The sequence below is a fragment of the uncultured Brachyspira sp. genome (assembly GCF_944390595.1).
GTDB lineage: Bacteria > Spirochaetota > Brachyspiria > Brachyspirales > Brachyspiraceae > Brachyspira.
The window spans coordinates 1-2,779 of the sequence record NZ_CALXRN010000007.1 but is presented as its reverse complement, the minus strand read 5'-3'; the positions used below and the strand labels follow the sequence as shown (position 1 = coordinate 2,779).

The 2,779-nt window shown below is 25.6% G+C and carries 3 protein-coding genes; 2 read left to right on the top strand and 1 reads right to left on the bottom strand.

Going from position 1 to position 2,779, the window contains the following annotated elements:
* On the bottom strand, positions 1–734 hold a 734-nt coding region (locus Q0J90_RS00350), incomplete at its 3' end, for an ankyrin repeat domain-containing protein (RefSeq protein ID WP_297276029.1).
* Positions 735–1,280: 546 nt separating this feature from the next.
* Between Q0J90_RS00350 and Q0J90_RS00345 the strand changes: the two genes are divergently transcribed.
* Together Q0J90_RS00345 and Q0J90_RS00340 are read left to right on the top strand one after the other, a co-directional pair.
* On the top strand, positions 1,281–2,342 hold the full coding sequence (locus Q0J90_RS00345; protein ID WP_297276028.1) for an ankyrin repeat domain-containing protein: 1,062 nt from the start codon (positions 1,281–1,283) through the stop codon (positions 2,340–2,342).
* Between the two features lie 18 nt (positions 2,343–2,360).
* Positions 2,361–2,779: hypothetical protein (locus Q0J90_RS00340; protein ID WP_297276027.1), on the top strand; the 419-nt coding region annotated here is incomplete at its 3' end.

Sequence of the window (2,779 nt, the reverse complement as noted above, 5' to 3'; positions counted from 1 at the left end):
GTATAATTAATATCAGCACCATTTTCTAATAACATATTTATTATATTAGTATTCCCTCTATAAGCAGCATTCATTAAAGGAGTAGGCGATATATCAATATGTTCATTTTCTATTTCGCATACTGTATTGGCATCGGCACCTTTCTCAAGTAAAAATTTTACCATCTCTTCATTATTATAAGTTGAGGCATAAACTAAAGCATTAATTCCGTCATCATCTTTAGCTTCAATGTCAGCACCTTTTTCAATTAAAAGCTCTGCTATAGCAATATTATTAAGGCTAGCCATAAGAGGAGTAAAGCCTGTAAGTTCTGATGCTAAATTAACATCTGCATTATTTTCTAATAAATAATTTATAATATCAGTTTGTTTATATTCTATAGCTTGTATTAAAGGCGTTGACTTAGAATATTCATTTATCTCTAAATTATAATTAACATCTAAACTTTTTGATTCAATTAATTTTTTGATTGTTTCAAAATCTCCTGATTTTATAAAATCTATAATTTCTTCATCTGTGTATGAATAATATGCTGATTCTTCTGTTTCATTTGTATTTATTGATGAATTATTTGATTTATTATCTTTATTATATGTATTTGATTGTTCTGTTTTATTTATGTCATCTGTACTATCATCTATGTTTATAGTCGCTTTATCTGTATTATTATTTTGTTCCTTGGTATTGCAAGAAAATACTAGAATAGAGAGAAAAAAAATTAATAAATATTTCATAAACAATATATCCTATAATTAAGTTTTCATTAGTATATAATAAAAATATTTTTTTGCAAGTTTTTAATTAAATCCCTATAGGGTATATTTTTTTATTAAAATTCAATCTTAGAAAAATTTATTCTAAAACCCCCGCCCTTTATCTTTATTGTTTATACATGAATATTAAACTTTATTTGTCTTTTAGTTGAAATTAGAAATTAAAGCACCCGCCCAAGTGTTTATTAGATTTATAATCTCTTTAACGCACGGTTAATACATTTTGTAATATTGTATAATTTGAATTTCAAACAAATCTATATTTTTAGACTCATTCTGCGTGCGGTTATAGAGCTATAAGTTTAAATAACACTATGGGCGGGCAGCTAAAATAACTAATTACAATTTTAAATAAAATAAGACAGAAATATCAGAAAAAATAAAAAATATAAAGGGCGGGCACTTATAATTGTTTACGTATTTATATGGTTTAAACATATTTTCTTATTGATTTTTATGTATATTTATATATAATAAAAAATATTTTATAGTCGAAGGGGTTATTTTATGAGAATTTTTAAAATATTAACAATAATGATTTTTTCATTTACTTTATTTAATTCATTGGCTTTTACTCAATATAATGCTGATGAAAAAGCTTTAATAGAAGCTTGTAAAAATGGAAATTTAGAAGCTGCTAAAAAATTAATAAGAACAGGCACTGATGTCAATATAGTAGATGAAAAAAAATTTAGTGCTTTGATATATGCAGTGAAAAGCGGTAATTTAGATTTAGTAAAAGAATTAGTGAAATTCGGTGCGGATGTAACTTATTATGGAGGCGGGCAAATTGATGCTGCTTTTTTTGCTCTTGATAGCGGCAGAAATGATATTATTGAATATTTGTTAAGTAAAGGTGCTAACCCTACTGATTTTTTATTTTATTCTATATATAAAAATGATATTAACAGAGTAAAAGAATTTTTAAAAAAAGGAGCAAAAGCTAATTATTATCTAACTTATGCATCTAAAAAAGGTAATATTGAAATAATTCGTGAACTTATAAAGTCAGGAGCTAATGGATTTGATGAGGCTTTATATGAAACAGTTAAAGCTGGAGGAAGTCCTGAAGTTGTAAAAGAATTAGTTAAAAATGGAGCAGATGTAAATTATAAAGAGGCAGACTATGCAGGTTCTGATAATAGTCCTGAACGATATTATGATTATTTAATTCTGTATGCTGTAAGAAGTAAAAATATAAATACTGTTAAGATATTAATAGAGGCAGGAGCTGATCTTAATGTTTATGGAGAATATGAGCATAATAATCCTTTGATGGTGGCTGTAGAGAATAATGATGCTGAGATGGTAAAATTACTTTTGAGTTCAGGTATTGATGTAAATGAAGAGCTTGAAAATAAAAGAGAGAATATATTAACTTGGTGTATTAGTAAAAATAGAGGATATAGATATAGCAGTTATAAGGTAGATATCAAAGTAATTGAGGCACTTTTAGAGGGAGGTGCTGATTATAATGCAAAAAATTATTATGGTAAAAATGCTTTAATGGTTGCAGCTTCTGAAGGCAGAGAGGATATTATTGAATTGCTTGAAAAATACGGAGCTTAATTTTTAGGAGTATTATTTATGAAAAAGTTATTTATTATATTTATTATTTCAGTTAGTGTTTTAAATGCACAGGAAGGAAAAGAAAAGTTTTTAAAATTATTTGAAGGTAAAGTTATTCTTAAATATTTTGAACATTATTCTGATAATGATTCCATATATTCAGGTAATGATCCTATATATAAAATAGATAAAAATTCTAATATTTTATCTGAATCTGGAGAAATATTATACTATTTTGATAGTGCTAAAAATGATAATCAATTTTATTTATATAATATTGTAGAAAAACATAATTACGAAGAAGGTAAGCATGAAAAAATTACAAATTATTATTTATCTATAATTGAAGATAATGTTTTGTATGTAACACCTTTGCTAGTAGGATATGAGCCTGATATATGGAGAGCATTTGCTGTTAATAAAAATGAAGCAGATGA

What these genes read in the sequence shown, in the direction of transcription:
- Q0J90_RS00345 (WP_297276028.1), top strand. Translation starts at nt 1,281, where the DNA reads ATGAGAATTTTTAAAATATTAACAATAATGATTTTTTCATTTACTTTA.